We start from the raw sequence: 19,605 nt of genomic DNA, 5'->3' as shown, positions 1-19,605 counted from the left end.
GCGCTCCGAGCGCGCTTTCTTTATGTGTCAGCCGTATGTGAATTAGGGAGGGAGAAACATGGATACTATTATTAACGCATTTCCGTATTTAATGGATGGTTTGCAAACCACTTTATATATCTTTGTTGTTGCCATCATTTTAGGGTTTATCATCGGGTTAATTGTGGCATTATTCCGTCTGTCACCATTTAAAATCTTAAATTTCATCGCACTCGTTTTTGTGAATGCCATTCGAGGTACACCATTTATTGTACAGCTATTCTTCATTTATTTTGGTTTGAATACACTTGAATTCATTTCGCTTGATCGAGTGCCTGCAGGAATTATTACAGTAGCGATTAATGCAGGGGCTTATTTCTCAGAAATTATTCGTGCAGGGATTCAGTCTATTGATAAAGGACAAACAGAAGCTGCGCGCTCATTAGGCTTTACAGGGGGGCAAAACATGCGCTTTATCGTCCTTCCGCAGGCATTCCGCCGGATGCTCCCGGCGATTACAAACCAGGCCATCATCAGTTTGAAGGATACATCTCTCTTATCTATTATCGGGATTGCCGATATTATGCAGCGAGGACAAGTTCAAGCATCGGCTACATTTGATCCTTTGAATGTCTGGCTTATTGTCGGTGTCATTTATTTCGTGATCATTTATTTACTTTCTCTACTGGCTAGCTACGCAGAAAGGAGATTTGATATCAAATGAGTATGATTACGGTGAAAAACTTAAAGAAATCTTTTGGCGACCACGAAGTGTTAAAGGATATTAACGCAGTCATCGAGGAAAAGGAAGTAGTGTGTGTCATTGGTCCTTCTGGATCAGGGAAAAGCACGTTTCTAAGATGCCTCAATAAATTAGAAGATATCACGGCTGGAGAAGTCGTTGTCCACGGACACACGATTACAGACCCAAAAGTGAATATCAATAAAGTACGACAAGAAGTAGGCATGGTGTTTCAGCACTTTAATTTATTCCCTCATAAAACCGTTTTAGAAAATATCACGATTGCACCGATCAAGGTAAAAGGCATCGAGAAGAAGGCAGCAGTCGAAAAAGCGTTAGACTTGCTTGAAAAAGTCGGCTTAAAAGACAAAGCTCAAAGCTTTCCTAATCAATTATCTGGTGGACAAAAACAGCGTGTCGCCATTGCAAGAGCCTTGGCAATGGACCCGAAAGTACTATTATTCGATGAGCCGACATCGGCTCTTGATCCTGAGGTTGTGGGGGATGTATTAGCTGTAATGAAACAGTTAGCTGTCGAAGGCATGACAATGATTGTGGTCACACATGAAATGGGCTTTGCAAGAGAAGTAGGAGACCGTGTCATCTTTATGGATGGCGGATATATTGTCGAGGAAGACAAACCGGAAGCTCTCTTTGGGAACCCGCAGCATGAGCGTACAAAATCATTTCTTAGTAAAGTGTTATAAAAAAGAGTAAGGGCATGTATATGCTCTTACTCTTTTCTTTATGAATAAATGGAGAGATTTAGCGGCCCCATTTCCTAGGAAATATTAGCGCTGGAAGAATTCGATCCATTCTTGGTCTGGTCCTCTGAAAAAGAAGTAACAATATCCATTTGGTAATGTCGTGATTTCTTCATCAATTAATTCAATTTGCAGTTTTTGAATACGATTGAATTCAGCATGAATATTGTCTGTTGTGAAAGCGAGATGATGGACCTTCCCTTCAGATGGCAGGTCACTGCTGTAGCCTTGGATGAGCTCAATTTCCGTTTCGGTTTCATCTTTAAAACCGAGAAAGGCAAGCTCAATCACTCCATTTGTATGAGTGATGCGGTCCTTTAATTTCATGCCCACCACTTTTTCATAAAAATCAATCGACTGATCAATATTCGAAACCATAATACCTGTATGATCTAAGCGTAATGTCGTCAAACGAAGTGCCTCCTCTATGTCATGTTGATATTTTTCTCCTCATCTTATCATAATAGAAGTAACGTATACATTCATATGGTAGGATAGAGAGAGTCAATTTAGGATAAGGATGACACAAATGAAAAAAATCTCATTAAAACAAACATTTGCGGAGCAAGTGAAAAAAGGATATCCGCTCATTTCCAAAGATGCAGTATCGCATGTGAACGGTGTACGGGAAGGCGAGCTCATTGAATGGGTAGATGAGCGAGGCGCTTTTTTAGGAAAAGGGTATTATGGTGTACAAAATAAAGGAATCGGCTGGGTCCTAACCTTTGATGCGAACGAAAAAATAGATCAAACTTTCTTTGTCTCTAGGCTTGAGCAGGCGGCGAAAAGCAGAACGCATTTATTTCGTGATGCACAGACGACTGCTTTCCGCGTCTTCAACGGAGAGGGTGATGGAATTGGCGGCGTCACGATTGATCATTATGACGGATTCTACCTCATCCAATGGTATAGCGAAGGAGTCTATACATTAAAGGAAGATGTATTGGCTGCACTTGAGCAGGTATATCCAGACTATAAAGGCATTTATGAAAAGAAACGATTTGATACGTCTGGACAGTATATAGAAGATGATGATTTTGTGAAGGGAGAGAAAGGTGAATTTCCTCTCATCGTGAAAGAAAACGGGATGAACGTGGCGGTTTACTTAAATGATGGCGCGATGACGGGTATCTTCCTTGATCAGCGTCATGTGAGAAAATCGATCCGAGACCGTTATGCAAAAGGAAAGACTGTGCTCAATACGTTTTCTTACACAGGCGCTTTCTCAGTGGCAGCTGCGCTTGGTGGAGCGAGCCGTACGACAAGTGTGGATGTTGCAAACCGCAGCTTGAAAAAAACATCTGAGCAGTTTGAAGTCAATGGTATTGATGTGGACGGGCAGGATATCAAAGTCATGGATGTCTTTAAATATTTTCCGTTTGCAGCGAAAAAAGGCTGGACCTATGATCTCGTCATCTTAGACCCGCCTTCCTTTGCACGAACGAAAAAGCACACATTCAGTGCGGCGAAGGATTATAAGAAGCTATTAAAAGAAGCCATCCAAATTACAGCTGAGAACGGCGTCATTGTGGCATCAACGAATAGCAGTGCATTTGGCATGAAGAAATTTAAAGGGTTTATTGCACAGGCTTTTAAAGAATCAGGGCAAACCTATCGGATACTTGAAGAATATACACTTCCTGAGGATTTCCGTACAACGAAGAATTATCCCGAAGGAAACTATTTAAAGGTTGTCTTCATACAAGCATAAGAAAAAGCCATTTCCGATAAGGAATGGCTTTTTTCTATAAGGCAAACGACATAAGGATAGGCGCTGCACATAATGTAATAATGGCTGAAATAATCATCGATACACTTGAGATCGTCCCTGAGACGGAGTTCATTTCAAAGGCCTTCGATGTTCCTGCACCGTGTGCACCTGTTCCAAGCAGGACGCCCATGGCAATGTCATTATCGATGCGGAAATAACGGATCACCATTGGACCGATAATCGATCCAAACAGTGCGGTTAAAATGACAAATACGGCCGTAACGGACGGCATGCCGCCGATCATTTCTGACACACTCATCGCTACAGGTGTTGTGACCGATCTTGGGACAAGGCTCTCAATAAGGCCTGTGTCCAGATGAAACAACTTGGCGATGAATGCCGTTGATAAGATCGCAATGACAGAGCCGCAAGCCACATTCAAAATAATTTCCACTGCATGCTTCTTCAGGATATGAAAATACTTATATAAAGGAATGGCAAAAGCAACAGTCGCAGGCTGCAGCATATTCGTGAGCCATTTCCCGCCTTGATTATAAGCATCGTAAGGAATGTTGACGATTAACAGCAAGACGACAAGGACAAGCGGAGTGACAAGTAACGGTGAGACATAAACCTTCGGATGCCGTTTGTACACCGCTTTTGATCCGAGATATAAAAGAACTGTTAAAATCAGAAATAGTCCGCCAACTAACATAGCTTTTTCCGCTCCTTTCGTTTCGCAATCATTTGCGTCATGATACCAGTTGAGAGCATGACCACAAACGTACTAATTAAGACGACAAGGACAATACTTGTGCCAGATTGAGAAAGCAGTTTTCCATAATCAATGACACCAACTGCTGATGGAATAAAGAAAAGCAGCAGTTCTCCGAGCAGCCATACGGCGCCAAGTTCTATCCATTTTAATTGAATGATCTTAAAATGAAGTAATAAGAAAATGACAAGAATGCCTAAGATCGTGCCCGGAATTCTTAAATGCAAAAAGGCCGCCAGCACATTCATGAATTTCGCAAAAATAAACAAGGCCATAATCTGAAGGGCAGCAATCAGCGGCGTTTTGAGCAATTTCACTTTCTGTTCACTCCTTTTTCTATATAAATTGTTCAGTGTTTCACAAAAACATGACAACGTTCCAAGTGATGAGCTTACTTTAAAGTGTACAGCACGTTCAGTTATAGGTAAAATACATATATCGAATAGTAATTATTCCTTTTGTCTATAGGGAGGATGAAGCATATGGACATCAGACATTTAACATATTTCTTAGAAGTGGCAAGGTTAAAGAGCTTCACGAAAGCATCGCAGTCCCTTTACGTATCGCAGCCGACCATTTCCAAGATGGTCAAAAACCTGGAGGATGAGCTGGGGGTCCAGTTGTTTTACCGCAATGGCCGGCAGGTTGAAATGACAGATGCTGGCCAAACCATGTATACACAGGCGAGTGAAATTACACAGTCATTTCAGAATTTAACGAGCGAATTAAATGATTTAATGAATGTGAAAAAAGGGCATATTCGAATCGGACTGCCGCCGATGATTGGGTCAAGTTTCTTCCCGAATGTCATGGGGGAATTCCGCCAGCAATATCCAGATGTCACATTTCAATTGGTTGAGCACGGCTCTATTAAAGTAGAAGAAGGAGTTGAGGATGGGTCGCTTGATATTGGTGTCATTGTACTGCCTGCAAATGATAAAATTTTTCATACGTACACCATTATTAAAGAGAACATGAAGCTCGTAACGCACCCATCCCATCCGATGGCTGGTCGTGAGGAGGTACATTTAGCTGATTTAAGGGAAGAGTCTTTTATTTTCTTTAGAGAAGATTTTGTTCTGCACAGCCGGATTTTGAATGAATGTATGAATGCGGGATTTCGGCCAAATGTCATTTATGAAACGTCTCAGTGGGATTTCATTAGTGAAATGGTAGCTGAAAACTTAGGGATTGGACTTCTGCCAGAACGAATCTGCCGTGATCTTGATCCTGAAAAGGTAAAGGTCATTTCCCTAAACCCATCGATCCCGTGGCATTTAGGTGTCATTTGGCGTAAAGACCGCTATTTGTCGTTTGCGGCAAGAGAATGGTTAAAGCATACGAAATCCTACGTGTGGGATGCAGAGTAAAAGGGAGGACGATACGGATGAAAACAAGCTGCGCGTCTCATTTATTGGAGAAGGTTCGAGAAAAAAATCCACTCGTTCATAATATCACCAATCAAGTCGTGACGAATTTTACAGCGAATGGACTGCTTGCTTTAGGTGCTTCGCCAGTCATGGCAAACGCCAAAGAAGAAGTGGCTGAAATGGCGCAATTAGCGGATGCACTTGTGCTTAATATTGGCACACTGACCAGAGAGACGGTGGAAGCTATGATACTCGCTGGACAAGCCGCCAATGAAAAAGGTGTACCTGTTTTGTTAGATCCTGTCGGCGTCGGTGCGACAACGTTTCGAGCGAATGCCGCTAAACAGCTGTTAAAGAAAGTGAAAATGACCGTTGTCAGAGGAAATGCTGCTGAAGTGGCTCATTTACTTGGAGTGGATGGCTGGGAGTCAAAAGGCGTTGATGCGAAAGCGGCGAATGGAGATGTATCGGCATTAGCCAAACAAGCGTCTATTGCACTTCAGACAATAGTGGTAATTACAGGAAAAGTCGATGTGGTGTCAGATGGAGATGAGGTGCTGTCCATTCATAATGGACATGAATGGCTCACCAAGGTGACGGGAACCGGTTGTTTGCTGACGTCAGTCATCGGGGCATTTTGTGCAGCAGGTGAACAGCCGCTTCATGCGTCGGCCGCTGCATTGCTGTTTTATGGTGTCGCCGCTGAAAGGGCAGCTCTGCACGCAAAGGATAAAGGACCGGGAACTTTTCAAATGGAATTGTTAAACGAACTATCACACACAACCGGAGATGAAGTGCTGACGTTAGGGAAAATAGGGGGAGTTTCACATGACAAAGGCTGAGCAACAGCAAATCAAACAGCAATTATCGGTTTATTTTATTATGGGCACAGCGAATACAACGAGGCAGCCGCTTGATGTTGTGAAAGAGGCCATTCAAGGCGGAATCACCATGTTTCAATTTCGTGAAAAGAGTGAAAAAGCTTTGCAGGGTGATGAGAAGAAACAATTGGCTCGTCAAATTCAAGCGCTTTGCCAAGAAGCAAATGTTCCTTTTATTGTGAATGATGATGTACAGCTAGCGATTGATCTTGATGCAGATGGCGTTCATGTTGGACAGGAAGACACAAATGCAAAAGACGTTAGAGAAAGGATCGGGAATAAAATATTAGGCGTGTCGACGCATAACCTAGATGAAGTAAAACAAGCCATGAAGGACGGAGCAGATTATGTCGGGATGGGCCCAGTCTATCCAACGGAAACGAAAAAGGATACACGCAGTGTCCAGGGTGTGTCTTTGATCACTGAAGTCCGCCGTCATGGCTTTCAGATTCCGATTGTAGGTATCGGAGGGATCACATACGATAACGCTGCACCAGTGATACAAGCTGGGGCAGACGGTATAAGCATCATTAGTGCTATTAGCCAGAGCGCCGATCCAAAAAAAGCAGCAGAAGAGCTGAAATCACTTGTTGTAGCAGAAAAAGCATCTCTTTAATCTGAAGGAGACATGGATTGAATCAATTCATGTCTTTTCTTATGCCGGGGAAAATAGACAGGATAGAAACAATTGTGTACAATTATATAGTTCGATTATTTTCGAAATGACAGGTAAATAAAGGAGAATCAACATGGAAGTGCTCAATACGTATTTTCGCCGATACGATGAAGCAGGAAAAGGGCAGGAGAAACTGGATGAATTGCTGGCATTGTTTTCTGAAGATGTCATGATTGTCTTAAATGGCGCCCAAAAGCCTGGTATCCAAGCATTCACACAGTTTTTGAACACATTTTTCCACGTACATGATGACATTAAGCATATGTGGGATGGGTGGATAAAAAGAGAAGATGGAAAGTATGAAACAAACTGGGCCGTTTGCGGAAAACTTTCGGATGGCCGTGTCTATACAGCAGAAGGAATTGATATCGCCGAGCTGGACGACCACGGGAAGATCGTTTATTTAGAAAACGTTCCGAAAAACCCAGAGTTATTCCAGCGCTATTAAAAAGCCGGCTGTGCAGCCGGCTTTTCCTTATGAATCAGTATCCATATGCATGCCTGTATGTGCCTTTACTTGAATTTCCGTAAAGGTGTCTTCATCTGCTTTTTCAGAAGAGAATATCGTGCCTAAGTATGCGGCAAGGAATCCGAGTGGAATTGAGATAATCCCAGGGTTCGACAGCGGGATGAGCGGCTCTCCTGTGAAGATGGCTGCTCCTGATGGGTCCCAAACGCTTGGGCTGAGCGAGACGATGATCAGTGCACTCAGAAGGCCTGTTAAGCTTCCGGCAATGGCACCCGTAGAGTTAAAACGTTTCCAAAAAACAGTGAAGATAATCAAAGGTAAATTCGCACTCGCTGCGACTGCGAAGGCAAGAGACACAAGAAAAGCGACGTTTAAGGACTGGGCAAATAATGCAAGAATGATGGAGAGGATCGCCACGCCGATTGAAGCAAAGCGTGCCGCCTTCACCTGCTCCCGCTCACTCGCTTTTCCTTTGCGGATAATCTGACTATAAAAGTCATGGGCAAAAGCTGACGCGGCGGATAAAACAAGACCAGTCACCACTGCCAATATGGTCGCAAAAGCGATAGCGGAAACAAAGGCAAATAATAAATCTCCTCCAAGGGCTTGTGCCAGAAGAGGCGCGGCCATATTTCCGGCTGCATCTGCTGCTGTGATCGCTTCTGTTCCAACAAAGGCAGCAGCACCGAAGCCAAGGAAAACCGTCATTAAATAAAAAATCCCGATGATCCAAGTAGCAGAAAGAACCGATTTTCGCGCAGAAATCGCATCCTTTACTGTGTAAAAACGGATCAAAATGTGCGGCAAACCTGCTGTCCCAAGCACTAAGGCGAGGTTAAGAGACAAGGTTTCTAAAGGCACATCATATTTATTTCCCGGGTGAAGAAACGATTCACCAAGCGGGGTTGCAGTTTTCATCTGTTCAAACATCTTCAGCAGACTAAAATCAAACTTTGCAAACACAAGCAGAGAAATAATGAGCGTCCCAAGCATGAGAAGCACAGCCTTTGTGATTTGTACCCAGCTGGTCGCAATCATGCCGCCAAACACGACATAAATGGTCATCAGGACACCCACGATCAGCACTGCGATCCAGTAATCAATGCCAAGAAGTAGCTTGATTAATGCACCTGCTCCAACAAGCTGTGCAATCATATAAAAAGTGGAGACTGTAATGGTATTAAAGGCGGCAACCCCTCGAATGGCAGGGCGCTTAAATCGTGCAGCGATCATATCGGCCATCGTATATTTCCCTAGATTTCGTAGCGGTTCAGCCACAACGTAAAGAACGACAAGATACGCTACTAGAAAACCAATGCTATAGAAAAAACCGTCAAATCCGTTTAACGCGATCATTCCAGCAATCCCTAAAAATGATGCAGCAGACATATAGTCGCCAGCAATGGCAAGGCCGTTTTGAAACCCAGTCAGACCTCCGCCTGCTGTGTAAAAATCACTCGCATTGCTTGTTTTTTTCGCAGCAAAATATGTGATGACCAATGTGAGACCTACGATCGCTACGAACAAAATAAAAGCGGTCATGCTCATTCGTCATCACCTCTTGATTCAGTTTTTAAAGCGCTTACATAATTGTCGAACTTAGCTGCTTTTTTTGCATAAAGTCCACATAAAACCCAGGTCATGACAAATTGTGTGAGGGCGAATAACCAAGCCCATGAGATCGCGCCAATTGCCGGCGTGTTCAAAAAGGTGAAGTAGGATGTAGCAACCGGAAGTGAAAAGTAAAAGAGAAAAAAGAAAATCGTCATCGGTACGATAAATCTGCGTTTTTCCTCAAGAAGTTTTCGAAAATCCTCTGAAGCGGCAACCTTCTTATAATGAACTTTTTTGTCTGCCATTGTTTCCTCCTTTGTACGAATTAGGGACAAGGTACTCCAATGCATATGAGACGATCTGGCTGTTTATGACAGTATATCATAAAAAAGGCACCCGAAAAGGGTGCTTTCTATCGATAATTTGCAAGAAATGTTTCTCTCGCTTTTTCATATGCTTCTGCGTCAAAATGATCTCCGCATTTATGAATACACCAAGGCTCTTCTTGTCTTGCAATCCCAACTTTATAGCCCTTCTGAGTGAATTCAAAGGACTGCGAGACATCATAAAAATGAAAGCCGTCAAAGAGGTCCTCACGCCACCTCACATCGTATTGTGTTGCCATGAATAGACCATCAATGGCCGCAGCTTTGATATAATCTTGCGCTTCGGGCTGCTGACGGTCTCTTTCAAACGAAAGCAGCTGATAGGTGTCGTGACGATATTCAATGACTTTTCCCCTGCAATCAGAACTCTCCCACCAAATTCCATTGTCAGGCACGTTTTCTGCTCCAATCACGCCAACCATGCCAAGTGATGGATTTTGTAAAAAAAGCGGGATGAGTTCAAGCAGCATATGCTGTTTGACAATCAAGGTATCCTGATGAAGATAAATTTTAAACTGAGCTGGATGAGTGATGGCTTCATTGTATGCAGAGGTCATACTTGATGCCTGTCTGATTGGTAAGACCTCCACATGGTATCCATGAGGAGCCGGAAGTGAAGCGAGCTGCCGGAAGCAAGCTTGAAACATCGATTCATCATTCACACATAAAACAAACAGAATCGTCGGATTACTCATGAAATGGAACCGCCTCGACCACATATTGATAGGCTGTAGCAGACTCGTGAAAATCAGAACGAATGCCGTGTTTCATGAGTAATTCATGTAAATCATTCAACACGCTTGCATAGGAAGGATGCTGTACGCGAATGGCCTCGAATTCGCGAATGTGAAAACCCGCTGAATGAAAGAGTGCATGTATTTCGTGAAGGGTGAAGAAACGTAAATGTGTTTGATCCATTAACCCTGCATCTGTATAAGTAAATCTGCCGGCTAGTAATTCTAAAACCGTGGAAATGTGGCCGATATTTGGAATAGATGACAGGATGGCACCCTCTTTTTTAAGGAAGGGTTTCACCTTTTTTAAAACGGCCCAAGGGTCCAATAAATGCTCGAGGACGTCTCCGAAAATCATGCAGTCAAATTGTTCATGTTGATAAGGGAGAGCCATCTGTTCAATATTTCCGCAGAGAACATGATCCAGCTCTTGCTTAGCCTCTTTTACTGCATCTTCAAATGACTCAATGCCATAAATGGTCCGGCCCTTTTGTTTCAGGACTTTTCCAAGCTTGCCTGTGCCGCATCCGATATCCAACAAAGACGTCCATTCCGCGCGGATACGGCTGACGATGACCGGGTTTACCCCATGATAATACTGATCCTTTTTTTGGTGATAATACGAAAGGGAATCTGAACTCACGCTCTACCCACCTTTCTGCTTTCTCGTTGTTTTCATGCTTAATATATGGGTGAGCAGCTTGGTTTTATAACGAGAGAAGGACAATTTTCATGAATGACGGCTAAAAAAGGGATCATATAAAGAACAGGAAATGGACTGTCCTCCTAATATAGAAAGACAGAACCCCATTGAGTGAAGGGATTGGTATGGAGAGGTGTTCAATTATTGTAGCGTATCGTCATGAAAGGATTTTCAAAAGGTCAATTGACAGGTCAGAACTTATAGCCAAAGCAGTCTGAAAGACAAAGGATAACGGCGTTGATTTACGGTTTGTTTATCATCTTCTGATCACCGTTGGATGTTAAAAAAGCTTGTATTTCTTCGATGCCTAGTCCAATTTTTTTCGCTTCCTGAATCAAATAAACCCACTCTTCGTCAACTCTTCTTTTCACTTGCGTATCCATAATATCCTCCAGTTCAATAAGACATATTCACTGCAACCAATGACTTGAACAAACCGTCTAGTAACTGTACGTGTGGTTGAAAACAGCGCAAAATAAATTTTGTCGAAAAATGATGACATTTAACCTATTTTGTAAAATCTATCACCTACCACGTCCCTAAAAAAATGACTAAAAAACCCATAAATATTGAAATCTTACTTCTAATAATAAACAATTGTAAAGTCAGTTGAAAGATTATAAATTAAAATAATGATAAAGACCTAAAACATTTGACTCATATAAACCAATTGTGTTGACATTTGCCATCGAGTAGAACAAATTTCATCTTTGCAGGACATACATATTGTTCGTTTGGGAAGTTCTTCTCAAGATGGTATTCTAAAAGAAACAGAAACCACCAAGAAGGAATGAAGAAAGACATGTATAGCCTTTTTCAAAAGTATCAAGAAGTTGTCATGTATCTTGTGATGGGTGTGTGTACAACCATTGTCAATATCGTCAGCTTCTATTTATTCGTTGAGATGTTTTCCATGGATTACAAAACAGCTACGGTTGTTTCATGGGTATTTGCTGTTCTCTTTGCTTATATCACCAATAAGAAGTATGTCTTCAAGCAAAAGGCTCGTGACACAAAAAGCCTCATGCGTGAGCTTTCTTCATTTTTTAGTGTCCGTCTCATGTCTCTAGGTGTAGATCTGGGGCTGATGATTTTATTTGTGAGCCAAATGGCGCTCAATGAAACCGTCGCAAAAATTCTCGTCAACTTTGTGATTGTGGTGGTCAATTATGTCGCCAGTAAGTGGTTCGTCTTCAAGAAAACAAAAGAAGATGCGATTTAACACATAAAAAAAGATAGGTGATGTGAAATGAGCAGCAGGCCAGACGACTTATATGATGCCATATATCAACAAACAGAAAAGCAGCATGAACAAGTGCTGAGGCTAGTCAAAGAAATGACCGCACATCCAGAAGCGTTTTCGGAACAAGAAAAGGAAAAGATCAACCGAATGGACATTGCGCTTCAAACGGCAACGGACATTTTAGAAAACTTAATGACCCCTGATACACAAATGACCATTGTTTTAAGACAAGGGAGAATTCATGTTGACCTGTCAAAAGCGTAAAAGAAGCAGCCAATGATGCAGCGGCTGCTTTTTATTATGCATCGCTTGTTTCCCGCAGTTGCTTTGGAGACATGCCGATTTTCTTTCGAAAGACTTTATTCAAGTAATTCGCATTTCGGTAGCCGCACTGTATGGCGATTTCTTCAATCGAGTATTTCGTTGTTTTTAGTAATGTTTCCGCCTTTTCTAACCGGATATTGGTTAAGTAGTGAATAGGTGTGAAGCCAGTGGCCTTTTTGAATTCTCTCGTAAAATGACTTTTGGATAAACGTGCCGCAGCTGCCATATCGTCTGGGCCAATTTCCTCGTGAAAATGATGGCTGGCAAACAAGGCCGCTTGGACGATAGGCTCAGGCCATTTCTCCATTTGTCCCTCAAGCTTTGGCAAATATGAATACAGTTCCATGACAAATTGATAAGCAAGGCTAGACCCCTCAAATGGATTGGTTATCCGTCTTTCACTGGCTTCATCATAAATTTTCTTCAGCAGGCGGATCGGTTTGGAATGAGGATGAAAACGCATGACCTGCTTTCCTTGATCTATAAATTGGTCAAAGCAAAGATCGCAGGCTTCCCCATAAAGCGTCAAATAGAGAAATTCCCAATGCTCACTGTCCTCTGGAAAATAATATTGATAGGCACTAGGGCTTTTCACAAGAAAGGCCTGCCCCGGCAAGACTTTAAACCGCTTCTGTCCGATTTCAATCATGCCATGTCCAGACAGTGTGAGCTGAAAGATGCACTTGCCCTGATCCTTCCGCTCCACGCCATTCCAGCTGTATAACGAAGATGATTGAACCTCCCAGCCAACAGACCATATTTGTGCCGGCAATGTAACATCAGAATGGTGAAAACGAAATGCAAATGCTTCCTTCTTCAAATTGGAAAACCTCCTTCACAGCAAAAAACAACCTTTTTCTATTTTGAATCATGGTACACCTCATATCACATCGTACCATTCACAGCAAAAAAAGGGTATTTTTTAACGATTTTTTTACCATTGAACTTACGCAGTTCAGGCAACTAAAATAAGAGTATCAGAAGAGAAAAGGGGAATGGATATGATCGATATGTTACGCACGGCATTTCACCAGCAATTTGGGGATAGAGAAGAAGAACTACGCTATTTTTTTGCCCCGGGAAGAGTGAACTTGATTGGTGAACATACAGATTACAATGGAGGTCATGTATTCCCTTGTGCGCTCACTCTCGGTACATATGCAGCATGTGCAAAGCGGACAGATGGCCGCGTGAGAATGTATTCCTTGAACTTTGATGGCGATGGTGTGAAAGAATTCGACCTTTTTGAAATCGCTTACTTAGAATCGGACGGCTGGGCGAATTATCCGAAGGGTGTGTTCCATCAGTTTATCGAAGCAGGGATGAAGATAGAAGAAGGCTTTGACATTGTATACGGCGGCAATATTCCTAATGGCGCAGGCCTGTCTTCCTCTGCCTCGATTGAGCTTGTCACCGCCGTCTTCATCAATGAATGGCATTCATTCGGCGTTTCAAATGCCCGTCTTGCCCTCCTTTCGCAGCGTGCAGAAAATGAATTTATTGGCGTCAATTGCGGCATCATGGATCAGTTTTCAATTGCTCTTGGAAAAGAAGATCACGCCATCTTGCTCAATTGCGATACCCTTGATTTTCAATACAGTCCGTTTCGGCAAGAGGGACTGGCGCTTGTCATTGCCAATACAAACAAAAAGCGGACACTGGCAGACTCCAAATACAATGAACGCCGGTCAGAGTGTCAATCAGCTTTAAACGATTTACGAAAAGAAATCGATCTTGCCCACTTATGTGAGCTCACGGCAGATGAATTTGCCGAACATGCCCATTTGATTCAGGATGAAACATGCCTTAAACGTGCAAGACACGTAGTGACAGAAAACGAGCGGACCATAAAAGCAGTCAAATTTCTGAAAAATGATAAAATGGAAGAAATAGGCGCCCTCATGAAGTCTTCTCATCTCTCTTTAAAGAATGATTATGAAGTGACTGGATTTGAACTAGATACACTTGCAGAAGCCGCTTGGCTCCATCCTGGAACGATTGGCTCTCGTATGACGGGCGCGGGTTTTGGCGGCTGCACCATCAGTATTGTGAAAGAAAAGCAGCTGGCATCATTTATAAAAGAAACGGGTGCGATTTATCAAGAGAAGACAGGCATTCAAGCCTCTTTTTACACAGCTGGAATTGGAGGCGGCGCAAGAGAACTCACGAAGGAGGAAGTGTAATGACAATTTTAGTGTGCGGGGGAGCAGGGTACATTGGCAGCCATGCGGTAGCTGCTCTTTTAGCGAAAGGTGAACAAGTGGTGGTAGTGGATAATTTGCAGACAGGCCACAAAGAAGCTGTTTTGGAGGGAGCTGTTTTAGAAGAGGGAGATTTACGAGATCAAGATTTTTTAAGACAGGTTTTCAAAACACATCAAATAGAAGCGGTGATGCACTTTGCCGCAGATTCACTTGTCGGCGAGAGTGTAACAGACCCGCTAAAGTACTATGACAACAACGTTGGAGGAGCAACAGCCTTACTTCAGGTGATGAATGAATTTAATGTGAAACACATCGTTTTCTCTTCAACCGCTGCCACATATGGTGAACCAAAGCGAGTGCCGATCGTTGAAACGGATGAGACGAATCCAACCAATCCTTATGGAGAAACGAAACTAGCCATTGAAAAAATGCTGAAGTGGTCTGAGCAGGCATATGGAATGAAATACGTCGTGCTTCGCTACTTTAATGTAGCTGGCGCTCATACAGAAGGACTTGTCGGAGAGGATCATCAGCCTGAGACACATCTCATTCCGATCATTCTGCAAGTGGCTTTAGGAAAACGAGATCAGATCATGATTTACGGTGATGATTATGAGACAGAGGATGGCACGTGTATTAGGGATTACATTCATGTCATGGATTTAGTAGACGCGCACATCTTAGCTGTTGATCGTCTGCGCGCTGGAAAAGAAAGTGCAACATATAACTTAGGGAATGGCACTGGTTTCTCCGTGAAGCAGGTAGTAGATGCTGTTAGAAACGTCACGGGGCATGCGATCCCAGCACAGGTGGCTGACAGACGCACGGGAGATCCAGCAAAGCTGATTGCTTCTTCTGAAAAAGCACTGCAAGAATTAGGGTGGACACCTCAATATGCTGACCTTCACACCATCATTCAAAGTGCGTGGGATTGGTTTCAGAAGCATCCAGACGGCTACCAGAGTAAATAACGCATAACAGGCAGGCAAGAGAGGGGACAGAGAGAATGGCGGTTGATATTTTTGAAAAACTGGAACAGCTGATTCAATACGGGATCAATCAAGAGCTGATCACACGACTAGATATCGATTATACGAGAAATCGGCTGCTTGAGGTGCTTGGGCTGGATGAAGCTGAGCCGAGAACAGTCTCAGGGGAGGCGGAGCTTGAAGACATCTTAATGCCGATGCTGGATTGGGCAGTTGAGACTGGCCTTATCCCTGAGGGGACGGATACGTATCGCGATTTACTAGATGCGAAAATCATGGGATGCTTGGTGGCGCCTCCAAGTGTCATCTACGCAAAGTTTGAAGAGAAACGCCAGCATGAAGGGCCAGAGGCGGCTACAAGCTGGTTCTATGAAATGCAGCAGCACGCACACTATATTCATACAGGCAGAATCGCCAAAAATGTGCAGTGGTTTACACCAACAGATGACGGCGTGCTGGAGATCACAATTAATCTATCAAAGCCGGAAAAGGATCCAAAAGCAATCGCTGAAGCCAAAAAGCTTAGTCAAAAACAATATCCTCTTTGTCTCCTTTGCAAAGAAAACGTTGGGTTTGGGGGGCGGATCAACCATCCAGCGAGACAGAATCACCGGATTATTCCTGTGACACTCACAGATGAATCTTGGTTTCTACAATTTTCACCTTATGTGTATTACAACGAGCACTGCATTGTGTTCAAAGGCGAACATGAGCCGATGAGCATCACCAAAAAGACCTTTGAACGATTGCTTTCTTTCATATATATATACCCTCACTACTTCATCGGATCGAACGCCGACCTTCCGATTGTCGGGGGCAGTATATTAAGTCATGACCATTTTCAGGGCGGTGCGCATGAATTTCCGATGGCGAAAGCGGAGGTGGAAGATGTCTTTTCTCTGAATGCCTTTCCGAATGTGAGGGCTGGCATTGTGAAATGGCCGATGTCTGTCATCCGGCTTCGAAGCAGCGACCGGCAGACGCTTGCAGACGCCGCAGACTTTATCTTAACCAAGTGGAAAATGTACTCAGATGAAGAAGTAGAGCTGCTAGCTCATACAGGAGAGACACCGCATAATACCATTACACCCATTGCACGCCGCCATGGCGATGACTATGAATTAGATCTAGTGCTGCGCAATAATCGTACAAACAAGCGGCACCCGGATGGAATTTTCCACCCGCACGAAGAAGTCCATCATATTAAAAAAGAGAATATCGGATTAATTGAAGTGATGGGTCTTGCAGTTCTTCCTGGTAGATTAGCAGAGGAATTAAGTCAATTAAAAGAAGCGCTGTTATCCAAAAACCCCCTTGAAGAAATCAAAGCCCGCCCTGCTATTACGAAACACGAAACATGGGCAAAGCGTCTGCTTGAAGAGAATACCTTTACAGAGGACAATACAGAAGCCATTTTACAAAAAGAAGTCGGTATGATTTTTTCTCGTATTCTCTCACAGGCGGGTGTGTTTAAAAGAACCGAGCAAGGGAAAACAGCTTTTAAACGTTTCATTCATACACTCATATAGGCAGGTGATTAGATGATTGAACAAGTAAGAACATTAATGGAAGAAAAACAGCTCGACGGTGTCTTGATTCAAAAGCGTAATAACTTCTCCTGGCTGACAGGAGGAAGAAGAAATCACATCGTGTTAAATACACCAGAGGGCGTGTGCAAGCTGCTTGTGTTAAAAGACGACATCGTCCTCATTGTGAATCAAATGGAAGAAAAGCGGATCATTGAAGAAGAGATGGCGTATATCGATCACCCATTTCAAGTGGTAACGATGGATTGGTTTGAGGATGATACGGCACACATTCAAACACTCACAAAAGACAAACGGATCGGGTCAGACATTCAAATGGATGGATTCGAATGGATCGAGCCGGATTTGTCGCAAGTCCGATCCATTCTTTCCGCATCACAGCTCCGCCAATATGAAACGCTTTGTCATGAAACAGCAGTCATTGTAGAGAGTGTCTGTAAAGAAATCGTTCCAGGACAGACGGAGCACGAAATCGCTTCGCTTGCGGCTCAAAAAGCGATCGCCCACGGAATGACGATAGAGGTACTGCTTGTGGCAACAGATGACCGGATTCATCAATACCGTCATCCAATTCCGACAGACAAAAAACTTCAAAAGCATGCGCTTGTTGTTCTTTGCGCTGAACGGCATGGACTCGTGGCGAATGTCACAAGGTCTGTTTACTTCGGTCAGCTTCCAAAGGAGCTTGAAGAGAACAAAGAGCGGCTTGCACGAATTGACACGGTCATGAATGCTGCCACGCGCCCTGGTAAGACATTGGGAGATGTATTGAAAGCAGGTATTGCTCAGTATGAAAAAGAAGGCTTCCCTGATAGCTGGAAAAAGCTTCATCAAGGAGGGAAAACGGGCTTTGTATCTAGAGAAATCATTGCAGTTCCCTCATCGAAGGAAGAAATTCAGCTGCAACAAGTGTTTACTTGGAACCCTTCATTGCCTGGATTGAAGTCAGAGGATACGATAGTCGTAGAGAAAGAGGGGAACCGCTTTTTAACCTATACAGGCAAGTGGACATACATTGACGTTGAGCATGAAGGGGACATCTATAGACGCCCTGATATTTTAGTGAGAGAAGAATAACTGCAGAATGCCGGCGCTGAGCCGGTTTTTTGCTGGAAGTCATTTAGCGGGATTCCACATATTCATCTTTATTGCCAATTCTTACACCGCATAGTCAGAGGATCGATACTTTCTTTTCTTGTCAACTTGCGTTAAAATAAGTAAGGTTTTTGTTAAATGTGGGGATACCTATTTTGAAATTGTTTACCTAGATAAAATTTCATTAAGTTAAATTGAAATTTGACCAAACTTTTTTATTGTGGTAAACCTAAATTTGACAAAGTTCTTGATTGTTTGTCCTTTGCCTTCAACTCTCAACTTTTCAAAATCCTAGAAATTTATTGTGTGTGCAATAATATAAATTTATGTCGAATTTATGACATTTTGATAGAAATCTGTTGAAAAATAAATGAACTTTTGAAAAAAGGGAAGCTAACTCTAACAGATTTTGATAGCATTACAAAGGGAAGAAAAGTTTTCGAAGGCAGATGGCTTTTCACAATTATTCAGCAATTTATACATTATTTAAGGAAGGATGGTGATCTTCTTGTTCAGAGCCATTAAACCTATGCTTTTATTAGCGATGCTCGTGAGTGTTTTTGTATTAGGAGGTTGCAGCAATATCGCTGTTTTAGATCCTAAAGGACCAGTCGCAGCACAACAAAAAGACTTAATCCTTTTATCTATCGGATTTATGCTCTTTATCGTTGGTGCGGTATTTGTACTGTTTACCATCATTTTGGTTAAATACCGTGAGCGTAAGGACGTTGGAAACGCCTCTTATAACCCAGAAATACACGGGAATACGCTTCTAGAAGTTGTCTGGACAGTGATCCCAATATTAATCGTTGCTGCTCTTTCGATTCCAACTGTAAAAACAATTTACTCTTTGGAAGAGGCACCTCAAGCAACAAGCCATAAAGATCCACTTGTCGTTTATGCGACAGCTGTTGATTGGAAATGGATCTTTAGTTATCCAGAGGAAAATATTGAGACAGTGAACTACTTAAACATTCCAAAAGATCAGCCGATTTTATTCAAAATCACTTCCGCTGATACTATGGCATCACTATGGATTCCTCAGCTAGGCGGGGAGAAGTATGCGATGGCTGGAATGGAAATGGAACAATATCTTCAAGCTGATGAAGTAGGCACATACCAAGGAAGAAACGCCAACTTCACAGGCGAGGGCTTTGCTCAGCAAAAATTCAAAGTCAATGCGATGACGCAGTCTGACTATGATAAATGGGTAAACAAAACGAAGAAAGAAGCACCAAAGTTAACGAAGAAAACGTATGACTACTTGATGCTTCCTGATGCTGCAGATGTGCAGACGTTCTCATCAACACATTTATCCTTTGCGAAGCACGGAGAAGATTCTGAATATGCACTCCAAGCACGCAAACGTTTAGGTTATCAAGCAGTTTCTCCGCATTCCAAGACAGATCCTTTCGAGAATGTGAAGAACTATAAAAGAAAATTAGAAACAGAATAAACT

Annotated in this window: 23 protein-coding genes; 14 read left to right on the top strand and 9 right to left on the bottom strand. The window is 42.8% G+C overall.

Going from position 1 to position 19,605, the window contains the following annotated elements; translation table 11 throughout:
• The first annotated feature begins 58 nt into the window (after positions 1-58).
• Positions 59-703: an amino acid ABC transporter permease gene (locus BAE31_RS11995; protein WP_024423856.1), complete on the top strand. Its 645-nt coding sequence runs from the start codon at positions 59-61 to the stop codon at positions 701-703.
• Positions 700-1,428, top strand: coding sequence for an amino acid ABC transporter ATP-binding protein (locus tag BAE31_RS11990; protein ID WP_024423855.1), 729 nt, complete (start codon positions 700-702; stop codon positions 1,426-1,428). The genes BAE31_RS11995 and BAE31_RS11990 overlap by 4 nt, the downstream gene beginning before the upstream one ends.
• An 84-nt stretch (positions 1,429-1,512) precedes the next feature.
• Here BAE31_RS11990 and BAE31_RS11985 read toward each other — a convergent pair whose 3' ends face one another.
• Positions 1,513-1,896 carry a VOC family protein gene (locus BAE31_RS11985; RefSeq protein ID WP_024423854.1) on the bottom strand — a complete coding sequence of 128 codons (384 nt, stop codon included), beginning with the start codon at positions 1,894-1,896 and terminating at the stop codon, positions 1,513-1,515.
• Positions 1,897-2,014: 118 nt separating this feature from the next.
• Between BAE31_RS11985 and BAE31_RS11980 the strand changes: the two genes are divergently transcribed.
• Positions 2,015-3,196: a class I SAM-dependent rRNA methyltransferase gene (locus BAE31_RS11980; protein ID WP_041108326.1), complete on the top strand. Its 1,182-nt coding sequence runs from the start codon at positions 2,015-2,017 to the stop codon at positions 3,194-3,196.
• A gap of 34 nt (positions 3,197-3,230) precedes the next feature.
• Here the strand turns inward: BAE31_RS11980 and BAE31_RS11975 are convergent, their stop codons facing one another.
• Together BAE31_RS11975 and BAE31_RS11970 are read right to left on the bottom strand one after the other, a co-directional pair.
• Positions 3,231-3,911: a CidB/LrgB family autolysis modulator gene (locus BAE31_RS11975; protein WP_041108324.1), complete on the bottom strand. Its 681-nt coding sequence runs from the start codon at positions 3,909-3,911 to the stop codon at positions 3,231-3,233.
• Positions 3,905-4,288 (bottom strand): CidA/LrgA family holin-like protein, encoded by a 384-nt coding sequence (locus BAE31_RS11970; protein WP_024423851.1) that lies wholly within the window; start codon positions 4,286-4,288, stop codon positions 3,905-3,907. Before BAE31_RS11970 ends, BAE31_RS11975 begins: the two co-directional genes overlap by 7 nt.
• Before the next feature lie 165 nt (positions 4,289-4,453).
• On the opposite strand from BAE31_RS11970, the gene cidR reads away from it, so the two are divergent.
• From cidR to BAE31_RS11950, 4 genes are all read left to right on the top strand, one after another.
• Entirely contained in the window at positions 4,454-5,341 is an 888-nt protein-coding gene (cidR, locus tag BAE31_RS11965; RefSeq protein ID WP_039182411.1) for a cidABC operon transcriptional activator CidR, read from the top strand.
• 17 nt (positions 5,342-5,358) lie between these two features.
• The gene (gene thiM, locus BAE31_RS11960; RefSeq protein ID WP_041108321.1) at positions 5,359-6,183 is read left to right on the top strand and encodes a hydroxyethylthiazole kinase; all 825 of its coding nucleotides are present in this window, start codon (positions 5,359-5,361) and stop codon (positions 6,181-6,183) included.
• Positions 6,170-6,838 (top strand): thiamine phosphate synthase, encoded by a 669-nt coding sequence (gene thiE, locus BAE31_RS11955; protein ID WP_041108319.1) that lies wholly within the window; start codon positions 6,170-6,172, stop codon positions 6,836-6,838. Before thiM ends, thiE begins: the two co-directional genes overlap by 14 nt.
• Before the next feature lie 133 nt (positions 6,839-6,971).
• A complete protein-coding gene (locus tag BAE31_RS11950) occupies positions 6,972-7,346 on the top strand; it encodes a nuclear transport factor 2 family protein (protein WP_041108317.1) in 375 nt (124 codons plus the stop codon).
• A 27-nt stretch (positions 7,347-7,373) separates the two neighbouring features.
• Here the strand turns inward: BAE31_RS11950 and BAE31_RS11945 are convergent, their stop codons facing one another.
• The 5 genes from BAE31_RS11945 to BAE31_RS11925 form a co-directional block, all read right to left on the bottom strand.
• Positions 7,374-8,915 (bottom strand): solute symporter family protein, encoded by a 1,542-nt coding sequence (locus BAE31_RS11945; RefSeq protein WP_024423846.1) that lies wholly within the window; start codon positions 8,913-8,915, stop codon positions 7,374-7,376.
• Complete coding sequence (locus BAE31_RS11940; RefSeq protein WP_024423845.1) at positions 8,912-9,226, bottom strand: DUF485 domain-containing protein; 315 nt, start codon at positions 9,224-9,226, stop codon at positions 8,912-8,914. Before BAE31_RS11940 ends, BAE31_RS11945 begins: the two co-directional genes overlap by 4 nt.
• A 107-nt stretch (positions 9,227-9,333) precedes the next feature.
• Positions 9,334-10,002, bottom strand: a complete 669-nt coding sequence (locus BAE31_RS11935) for a glycosyltransferase family protein (protein WP_041108313.1) — start codon at positions 10,000-10,002, stop codon at positions 9,334-9,336.
• Entirely contained in the window at positions 9,995-10,684 is a 690-nt protein-coding gene (locus BAE31_RS11930) for a class I SAM-dependent methyltransferase (protein WP_041108311.1), read from the bottom strand. The genes BAE31_RS11935 and BAE31_RS11930 overlap by 8 nt, the downstream gene beginning before the upstream one ends.
• 302 nt (positions 10,685-10,986) lie before the next feature.
• Complete coding sequence (locus BAE31_RS11925; RefSeq protein ID WP_008345506.1) at positions 10,987-11,127, bottom strand: anti-repressor SinI family protein; 141 nt, start codon at positions 11,125-11,127, stop codon at positions 10,987-10,989.
• 455 nt (positions 11,128-11,582) lie between these two features.
• On the opposite strand from BAE31_RS11925, the gene BAE31_RS11920 reads away from it, so the two are divergent.
• On the top strand, positions 11,583-11,966 hold the full coding sequence (locus BAE31_RS11920; RefSeq protein WP_012011676.1) for a GtrA family protein: 384 nt from the start codon (positions 11,583-11,585) through the stop codon (positions 11,964-11,966).
• 27 nt (positions 11,967-11,993) lie between these two features.
• The gene (locus tag BAE31_RS11915; RefSeq protein WP_024423842.1) at positions 11,994-12,251 is read left to right on the top strand and encodes a hypothetical protein; all 258 of its coding nucleotides are present in this window, start codon (positions 11,994-11,996) and stop codon (positions 12,249-12,251) included.
• A 34-nt stretch (positions 12,252-12,285) separates the two neighbouring features.
• Here the strand turns inward: BAE31_RS11915 and BAE31_RS11910 are convergent, their stop codons facing one another.
• Positions 12,286-13,131 (bottom strand): AraC family transcriptional regulator, encoded by an 846-nt coding sequence (locus tag BAE31_RS11910; RefSeq protein ID WP_024423841.1) that lies wholly within the window; start codon positions 13,129-13,131, stop codon positions 12,286-12,288.
• A gap of 181 nt (positions 13,132-13,312) precedes the next feature.
• Between BAE31_RS11910 and BAE31_RS11905 the strand changes: the two genes are divergently transcribed.
• From BAE31_RS11905 to qoxA, 5 genes are all read left to right on the top strand, one after another.
• On the top strand, positions 13,313-14,494 hold the full coding sequence (locus tag BAE31_RS11905) for a galactokinase (protein WP_041108529.1): 1,182 nt from the start codon (positions 13,313-13,315) through the stop codon (positions 14,492-14,494).
• The gene (galE, locus tag BAE31_RS11900; RefSeq protein ID WP_076840514.1) at positions 14,494-15,486 is read left to right on the top strand and encodes a UDP-glucose 4-epimerase GalE; all 993 of its coding nucleotides are present in this window, start codon (positions 14,494-14,496) and stop codon (positions 15,484-15,486) included. Before BAE31_RS11905 ends, galE begins: the two co-directional genes overlap by 1 nt.
• Positions 15,487-15,521: 35 nt before the next feature.
• Positions 15,522-17,033 carry a UDP-glucose--hexose-1-phosphate uridylyltransferase gene (gene galT, locus BAE31_RS11895; protein WP_076840513.1) on the top strand — a complete coding sequence of 504 codons (1,512 nt, stop codon included), beginning with the start codon at positions 15,522-15,524 and terminating at the stop codon, positions 17,031-17,033.
• Between the two features lie 12 nt (positions 17,034-17,045).
• Complete coding sequence (locus BAE31_RS11890) at positions 17,046-18,128, top strand: M24 family metallopeptidase (protein ID WP_041108306.1); 1,083 nt, start codon at positions 17,046-17,048, stop codon at positions 18,126-18,128.
• Positions 18,129-18,645: 517 nt separating this feature from the next.
• A complete protein-coding gene (qoxA, locus tag BAE31_RS11885; RefSeq protein ID WP_087976235.1) occupies positions 18,646-19,602 on the top strand; it encodes a cytochrome aa3 quinol oxidase subunit II in 957 nt (318 codons plus the stop codon).
• Positions 19,603-19,605 lie beyond the last annotated feature (3 nt).

Source organism: Bacillus sp. I-2, from assembly GCF_001974945.1.
In the GTDB taxonomy this organism is placed as follows: domain Bacteria; phylum Bacillota; class Bacilli; order Bacillales; family Bacillaceae; genus Bacillus; species Bacillus safensis.
The sequence above is the reverse complement of the archived record's forward strand: the minus strand, read 5'-3'. Positions and strand labels throughout refer to the sequence as shown.

Excerpts from the sequence above, each read along its gene's own strand:
- thiE (WP_041108319.1), top strand. The coding sequence starts at position 6,170 with ATGACAAAGGCTGAGCAACAGCAAATCAAACAGCAATTATCGGTTTAT.
- galT (WP_076840513.1), top strand. The coding sequence starts at position 15,522 with ATGGCGGTTGATATTTTTGAAAAACTGGAACAGCTGATTCAATACGGG.
- BAE31_RS11925 (WP_008345506.1), bottom strand. The coding sequence starts at position 11,127 with ATGGATACGCAAGTGAAAAGAAGAGTTGACGAAGAGTGGGTTTATTTG.
- BAE31_RS11940 (WP_024423845.1), bottom strand. The coding sequence starts at position 9,226 with ATGGCAGACAAAAAAGTTCATTATAAGAAGGTTGCCGCTTCAGAGGAT.
- BAE31_RS11975 (WP_041108324.1), bottom strand. The coding sequence starts at position 3,911 with ATGTTAGTTGGCGGACTATTTCTGATTTTAACAGTTCTTTTATATCTC.
- BAE31_RS11905 (WP_041108529.1), top strand. The coding sequence starts at position 13,313 with ATGATCGATATGTTACGCACGGCATTTCACCAGCAATTTGGGGATAGA.
- BAE31_RS11890 (WP_041108306.1), top strand. The coding sequence starts at position 17,046 with ATGATTGAACAAGTAAGAACATTAATGGAAGAAAAACAGCTCGACGGT.
- BAE31_RS11935 (WP_041108313.1), bottom strand. The coding sequence starts at position 10,002 with ATGAGTAATCCGACGATTCTGTTTGTTTTATGTGTGAATGATGAATCG.
- BAE31_RS11945 (WP_024423846.1), bottom strand. The coding sequence starts at position 8,915 with ATGAGCATGACCGCTTTTATTTTGTTCGTAGCGATCGTAGGTCTCACA.
- cidR (WP_039182411.1), top strand. The coding sequence starts at position 4,454 with ATGGACATCAGACATTTAACATATTTCTTAGAAGTGGCAAGGTTAAAG.
- thiM (WP_041108321.1), top strand. The coding sequence starts at position 5,359 with ATGAAAACAAGCTGCGCGTCTCATTTATTGGAGAAGGTTCGAGAAAAA.
- BAE31_RS11915 (WP_024423842.1), top strand. The coding sequence starts at position 11,994 with ATGAGCAGCAGGCCAGACGACTTATATGATGCCATATATCAACAAACA.
- BAE31_RS11950 (WP_041108317.1), top strand. The coding sequence starts at position 6,972 with ATGGAAGTGCTCAATACGTATTTTCGCCGATACGATGAAGCAGGAAAA.
- BAE31_RS11920 (WP_012011676.1), top strand. The coding sequence starts at position 11,583 with ATGTATCTTGTGATGGGTGTGTGTACAACCATTGTCAATATCGTCAGC.
- galE (WP_076840514.1), top strand. The coding sequence starts at position 14,494 with ATGACAATTTTAGTGTGCGGGGGAGCAGGGTACATTGGCAGCCATGCG.
- BAE31_RS11995 (WP_024423856.1), top strand. The coding sequence starts at position 59 with ATGGATACTATTATTAACGCATTTCCGTATTTAATGGATGGTTTGCAA.
- BAE31_RS11990 (WP_024423855.1), top strand. The coding sequence starts at position 700 with ATGAGTATGATTACGGTGAAAAACTTAAAGAAATCTTTTGGCGACCAC.
- BAE31_RS11980 (WP_041108326.1), top strand. The coding sequence starts at position 2,015 with ATGAAAAAAATCTCATTAAAACAAACATTTGCGGAGCAAGTGAAAAAA.